This window comes from bacterium (assembly GCA_018812485.1).
Lineage (GTDB): Bacteria > JAHJDO01 > JAHJDO01 > JAHJDO01 > JAHJDO01 > JAHJDO01.
This window is the reverse complement of sequence record JAHJDO010000006.1, coordinates 1-6960: the sequence shown is the minus strand read 5'-3', so window position 1 is coordinate 6960 and position 6960 is coordinate 1. Positions and strand designations below refer to the sequence as shown.

The window sequence follows — 6960 nt, the reverse complement described above, 5'->3', positions numbered from 1 at the left end:
GTAGTCGGAGATATGAACGCAGACGGCTCTTATTTTAAAGAGGAAAAACTGGCTGTAATTTTACCTGAATGGACACAGATGATTGGAAATAATGTAGATACAACAGTCGGAACTGCTGATAACACCTATGATAGAATGATGATGAGAGATACGACTGCCCAAATTGAATATACTGGCAATTCAGGAGCATTCAGATGGGATACTGAATATAATGTAACAGATTCTGCTTTTATCAAGAAAGTTTCAGATCATTATCCTGTTTATGCTGAATTCAGGACTGATTTGCCTGATGATGATTAAGAATCAGGAAAGATTTATTAAGATATGGAGGCCTGTTTAAATTATGAAACTTCAAAGAGTTATTCTGAATAATTTAAGAGGATACAAAAAAGAAACCGAAATCGATATTGATGATTTAACTGCTTTCATTGGTAAAAATGATGTTGGTAAATCAACGATATTAGAAGCACTTGAAATTTTCTTCAACAATGATGGCAAGGTTAAATTTGATAAATCTGATGTATGTGTTTACGGAAAAGAAAAAGAAGTAAGGATTGGTTGTGTTTTCACAGATTTCCCTGAACTTTTGGTACTTGATGTTAAAGCACAAACTAGTCTTAAAGAAGAATATTTATTGAACCGAGATGGAGACTTAGAAATACATAAATGTTTTGATTGCAGTGGACAAAAAATAAAAGAGAAAATCATTGCAATTGCACTTCATCCAACAATTGAAAATGCAGACGATTTGCTTCTACTGAAAAACGAAGATCTAAAACAGCGTTTCGAAACACTTAAAATTCCTAAAAAAGAAACAAAATTGAATGTCAATCCGTCTATTCGTAAAGCGATCTGGACAAATTTCCCTGATTTAAAATTAGAAGAAAAAGAAATTCTGCTGAACAGCGAATCGGATAAGAAAATGGCAGAAGGAGATTCAAAAAAAATTTGGAAGAAGCTATCAGACGAAATGCCAGTATTTGCCCTTTTCCAAGCAGATAGAGCAAGCAATGATGATGATGACGAGGTTCAAGACCCCATGAAGACAGCAGTCAAAGAAGCCATGAAGTTAGTTCAACCACAAATGGATCAAATAAAGACGATAGTGCAAAGCAGAGCTTTAGAAGTTGCAAATCGCACTTTAGAAAAACTTAATGAAATGAACCCAGAATTAGCAAGAAAACTTATCCCCGATTTTAAAGCTGAACCAAAATGGGATAGCCTGTTCAAATTGACTTTAAAAGACCAAGACCAAATACCTATAAATAAACGGGGAAGTGGAGTCAGGAGATTAATCCTTATTAATTTCTTTCGTGCTGAAGCAGAGAGAAGACAAAAAGAACAAAATGCACCTGCAATTATTTATGCAATAGAAGAACCAGAAACATCTCAACATCCCCAAAATCAGAAGATGTTGGCCGAAGCATTTAAGGAATTATCTGATCAATCTAATTGTCAGGTATTAGTTACAACTCATGTTCCTGGTTTCGCAGGATTATTGAATGTTGAATCCTTACGACATGTTCTTATTAAGAATGATGAAATCTCTATTAAATCCGGAGAAGAAGATATCTATGAAGAGATAACCCGTGACTTAGGAGTTTTACCAGAACTAAACGAAGTTAAAATTCTAATTTGTGTAGAGGGACCTAATGATGTATCTTTCCTTTGCCATATAAGTACCATGTTACATAATCACGATCCTTCTTTACCAGATATCAAAAATGATCCACGAATAGCTATTTTCCCTCTTGGTGGTAGCACTTTGAGACAATGGGTCAATCGTCATTATTTAAAGGGATTACATAAAAAGGAAATCCATATTTATGATAATCAGCCAGAATATCTGGGATGTTGCATAGAAGTAAATGCTCGTAATGATGGTTCTTGGGCAACCGTAACTGGCAAAAAAACAATAGAGAATTATTTACACCCCGATATAATCAACAATGTTTATAACATAAATGTTAATTTTGGAGATGATGATGACGTTCCACACTTAGTTGCTCAAAGATTTCATGAATCGCAGAATTCTTCACAAACATGGGATACTCTTGGAAAAAGCAATAAAAGCAAAAAAATATCTCAGTGCAAAAAAAGATTAAATGATGAAATTGTGTCACAGATGACCTACGAATTGCTTTCTGAAAGAGATGTAAGTAAAGATATTGAAAATTGGTTAAGAGAAATCGCAAATAGACTACAATAAAGATTTAAACTTCAATCAGATGGAAATAGTAGTATTATAGAAAAATTATTAAAGCAAAGATTTAACAAAGTTTTTTCTTATTTTTCAGGGTCTACCTTTTTGATATATAATTTAAAAAAGAAAACTTTATAATCGATATATAATTAAGAGTATGAACATGCAAGAAATAGAAAAGAGAAATAAAGAACTTCTTGAAGAAGTCGAAAAACTAAAGAGACAAAATAAAATTCTAAAAGAAAAAAAACATTATGGTATTGTTTGGGAAGAAGAAAAAGAACCTGAACAGATAGTTTTAGATTGTCAATATAAAATACCTATTTTAAAAGAAGTTAAAACAAAAAAGATAATTGCAGATAAAGAAAAACCTCAAAACATACTTATTGAAGGCGATAATTATCATGCTCTTTCTGTTTTGAATTATACTCACAAAAAGAAAATTGATGTCATTTATATTGACCCACCTTATAACACAGGAGCAAAAGATTGGAAGTATAACAATAATTATGTTGATATAAACGATTTGTATCGCCATAGTAAATGGTTGAGCATGATGTCAAAAAGATTATGGCTTGCAAAAAATCTTCTAAAAGAAGATGGTGTTCTTATTTGTACCATAGATGAAAATGAAGTTAATCATTTGGGTGTTTTACTAGAAGAAATTTTTAAAGGCTATGAAATCCATTCCATTACAATAGTTCATAATCCGCGTGGTGTTCAGGGTAATAATTTTTCTTATACCCACGAATATGCCTACTTTATTTTTAGAAATGGATTAAAGGTAATCGGAAGTAAACAAAGAGATGAGATACTTGAAGAAGAATTAAGGGATCATGGCGGAGAATCTTTAAGGACAGATGCGCGCAATTGTTTTTATCCAATACTAGTTAAAAATAATAAAATAATTGGGTTTGGAAAAGTCCTCCCTAAAGATTTTCATCCTAAATACAAAAATGTGAAATTAAAAAACAATATTACTGAAGTTTGGCCTATTGATGTCAAAGGAATTGAACGAAAATGGGTATTTGCTAGACAAACAATTGAAGAAATAAAAGATAAACTTTTTGTGGGAGATAAGAAAAATGGAGAAATTGATATTTTCAGAAGGAAAGACACACAAAAACCAAGGACTGTTTGGACAGGACCAAGATATGATGCAAGTACATTTGGGTCGAAAATAGTAAACGAACTTACCAATACTTCTTTCCCTTTCCCGAAATCTCTTTTCAATGTCAGAGACTGTCTTGAATGTGTAGTCAAACAAAGAAAAAACGCAATTGTCTTAGACTATTTCGCTGGCTCTGGGACAACAGGTCACGCAGTAATGATTCTAAATAAAGAGGATAACGGAAATAGGAAGTTCATATTATGCACAAATAACGAAAATAATATAGCTGTGGAAGTTTGTTATCCGAGAATTAAAAAAGTCATCGAAGGACATAAAGCTTGGCCAGATATAACTAAAATTCCTGCCAATTTAAGATACTTCAAAACCGAGCTTTTGGACATTGACCATATTTCTCATGTTTCTGATGAACAGAAAATTAAACTTACTTATCAAGCTGGAGAGATGATCGCCTTAAGAGAGAATACTTTTGAGGAAGTTGAAAAAAACGAATGGTGGCAGATTTTCAAGGACAGAACAAAATACACCGCAATTTATTTCAAAGAAGATAAATCAAAATTAAAAGAATTGATTAAGAAATTAGGAAAGCTAAAAGAAAATGTAACTCTCTATATTTTCAGTTGGGGAAAGAATGAATATAACAATGAATTCACAGACTATAAAAATATCAAGGTGGAGGACATCCCCGAACCAATCATTGAGGTCTATAAAGAAGTAAATCGTTTAGGGTAATATTATGGCACAAATAAAAAGCTTAAAAACATTTCAAGAAGAAGCAATTAGGCAATTAAGAAAGCAGTTTTTAGAATTGTGGAAAACTACAAACCGAAAACTGCCTTTAACATTCAAATCTCCTACAGGAAGCGGTAAAACTGTGATGGTTGCCCAATTTCTAAAAGATATGAGCAATGATCCTCAATTTAACGTGGATAAATCTTATCTATGGTTTAGTTTCAGCGAAGAATCGTATATCCAAAGTAAGAATAAGCTGTTTGATTATTATGGAGGGGCAAATGAAGTAAATTTGCTTGATTTAAATGATTTAAGTAAAGGAAAACTTGAGAAAAATAATGTTTTCTTTATTAATTGGCAAAAAATAAAATCTTCCACGAAAGACGGAAGAAAACTAAGAAATCCAACAGAATATACTTATGGAGATTACGGAATTTTTGATGGATTTGTAAAACGAACTCAGGAAGATAACAGGGAATTGATTTTAATTATAGATGAAGCACACAGAGACACAGATACAGAACTCGCAGATGACTTAATCGAATTGATAAATCCAAGAATAATTATCAAAATAACAGCTACGCCTAAAATAGAACCTACTGCATCAGATATTCAAAATAAGAGAGCTGGATGGGTAGAAGTTTTAAGGGAAGATGTAATTGATGTTGGTTTAATCAAAGAAAAGATAATCACTCAAACAAAAGAGGATTTAGATAAGTTTTCAAAAAAGGAAATAGATCAAGATTTGATATTGTTGGGATTGGCTTTTAATAAGAGATTAGAATTGCAGAAAGAATACAAGGAGTTAGGTTTAGAGATTAATCCTCTTGTTCTTATTCAATTGCCAAATGACGACCACGCAAGAAAAGAAACCTTAGACAAATCAAAGATGGAAATAGTTAAGGACTTTTTGAGAGATAAAAGTGTTGATGAGAAAGACATGGCAATATGGCTATCAGATAAAAAAGAAAATCTTGAAGAAATTGAGCAAAATTATTCCTTGGTTTCGTTTTTAATTTTTAAGCAAGCTGCTGCTACTGGTTGGGACTGCCCAAGGGCATCTATACTGGTAATGTTTAGAGAAATTAAAAGCCCGGTTTTCCATACACAAACTGTGGGCAGAATTTTGAGAATGCCCGAAGCCATCCATTACCCAAAACCCGATTTAAACATTGGCTATCTTTATACAAACTACGAAAGAAACCAAATACAGTTACCAGATAATAAGCAGGGTAAAAATAAGCCATTCATTTTTGAAAGCAAGAGAAAAGAAGGAATAAAACCAATAATTCTGCAATCTACTTTTATGGGCAGAACTGACTATAATGATTTAGGTGATTCTTTCCAGATTACATTTAAAGAAATATCTGATAAATTTTTTAATGTTGAAAAGAAAGAATTTATTGAGAACACAAAAAAGAAACTTATCGCTAAAGGATTGAAGTTATATGATGTGAAAGTCCCAATTAAATTAATTGTTGATGCCGAAATTGAAGATTATGATAATTTTGTCAAACAAATTAAAGAAAGAGGGAGTGATTTAATTGGAGATACCTCCAAAAATGACATAGAACGAATATATAATCTTTTATGCTTTAACATCATTGCTAAGCAAGAGGAAGAGAATAAGAAATTTGCCCCTGAACGATCTTGGGGAAAGCTAAAAACTGCCCTTAATGTTTGGTTTGCTGAGAAAATACAAGAAAAAAGAAGTGCCTATTACACAATTATTGTAAATGATTTGTTAAAGCCCGACAGCATATTAAGAAAAGTAATCGCTGAAGCTTTAGAAAAATACAGACCAATAAGGCAAGAAGAAGTTAAGAAAAAAGCATCACGAGCAAGAAGAACCGAAGATTTGGAAATCCCCAGACCTTCCTTATTCTATACCGAAGATTATAAAGAAATCAAAGATTTAAGTAAAACTTCAATGATTCCCTTTTATATTGGCAAAAACTATAATGGGAAGAAAAACGAAACAGAATTTATAAAATATGTTGAATCAAAAAATGTTGATTGGTGGTATAAAAGCGGAAATTCTGGAAGTGAACATTTCTCTATACCCTTTTATGATGGAGTTGAGAAAAAAGAAAAGCTGTTTTATCCTGATTGGATAATCAAAATCAAGGGCACAATTTTAATTTTGGACACAAAACAAGGTTTAAGCGGAACTGTCGGCTCTGGGGACACTAAAAGAAAGGCAGAAGTTTTGCAGAAATGGATTAAAGAACAAAACAAAACTGGTAAAAAATTCAAAGGCGGAATTATATCTAAAGTCGCCGAAATCTGGAAAATAAACAATAATGACGAATATAAAGCTGACACAAATTATACTGAATGGAAAAATTTAAGCGAGATATTCTAAAGCAATGCCTTTTTCTTTTCTTCTATATTAAAAAATAAAGTTCACTTTACATAGGAAGTGCGAACTTTCTAATTTCACCATCTAATTCCTATCTTATTCATTTCCCGTCGGCAAATCTATTCTTTTAAAATTCCCCGATTTTTGGGCTTGTTAAATTTTTTCTCCGTTTTTCTTCTATTTCTCATTCCCAGAATACCACTCTAAAAACCAGCGTCGGAAGACTTAAATACCTCTATTTCACTCTTATTATAACAGTTCACCTTTCCTATGAATGATGAACAAACAAAATGACATTTACATGGATATTAGACGAAAGTAAGTACCTGAAAACAGAAGAAGTGAGAAAGCTCATGGATACTTGCCGGGAATTAATGCAAAAGCACAAGAATTTCATAGCAGTAAGAAATTGTTTCATGGTTGAGCTTGGTTTATTTACAGGTTTGAGAGTAACAGAAATGGCTAATCTGAACTGCGGTGATCTGCTCATTGAAACCGAACAATCATCATTAATAGTAAGAAAAGGCAAGGGAG

Annotated in this window: 5 protein-coding genes; all 5 read left to right on the top strand. The window is 32.2% G+C overall.

What is annotated here, in order from left to right; genetic code table 11:
• Nucleotides 1–300, top strand: a 300-nt coding sequence (locus KKC91_00485; protein ID MBU0477035.1) for an endonuclease, incomplete at its 5' end; no start/stop codon positions are given.
• 43 nt (nucleotides 301–343) lie between these two features.
• Nucleotides 344–2209 carry an ATP-binding protein gene (locus tag KKC91_00480; protein MBU0477034.1) on the top strand — a complete coding sequence of 622 codons (1866 nt, stop codon included), beginning with the start codon at nucleotides 344–346 and terminating at the stop codon, nucleotides 2207–2209.
• A gap of 157 nt (nucleotides 2210–2366) precedes the next feature.
• Complete coding sequence (locus KKC91_00475; GenBank protein MBU0477033.1) at nucleotides 2367–4064, top strand: site-specific DNA-methyltransferase; 1698 nt, start codon at nucleotides 2367–2369, stop codon at nucleotides 4062–4064.
• Nucleotides 4065–4068: 4 nt separating this feature from the next.
• Nucleotides 4069–6429, top strand: coding sequence for a DEAD/DEAH box helicase family protein (locus KKC91_00470; protein ID MBU0477032.1), 2361 nt, complete (start codon nucleotides 4069–4071; stop codon nucleotides 6427–6429).
• A 287-nt stretch (nucleotides 6430–6716) separates the two neighbouring features.
• On the top strand, nucleotides 6717–6960 hold a 244-nt coding region (locus tag KKC91_00465), incomplete at its 3' end, for a tyrosine-type recombinase/integrase (GenBank protein ID MBU0477031.1).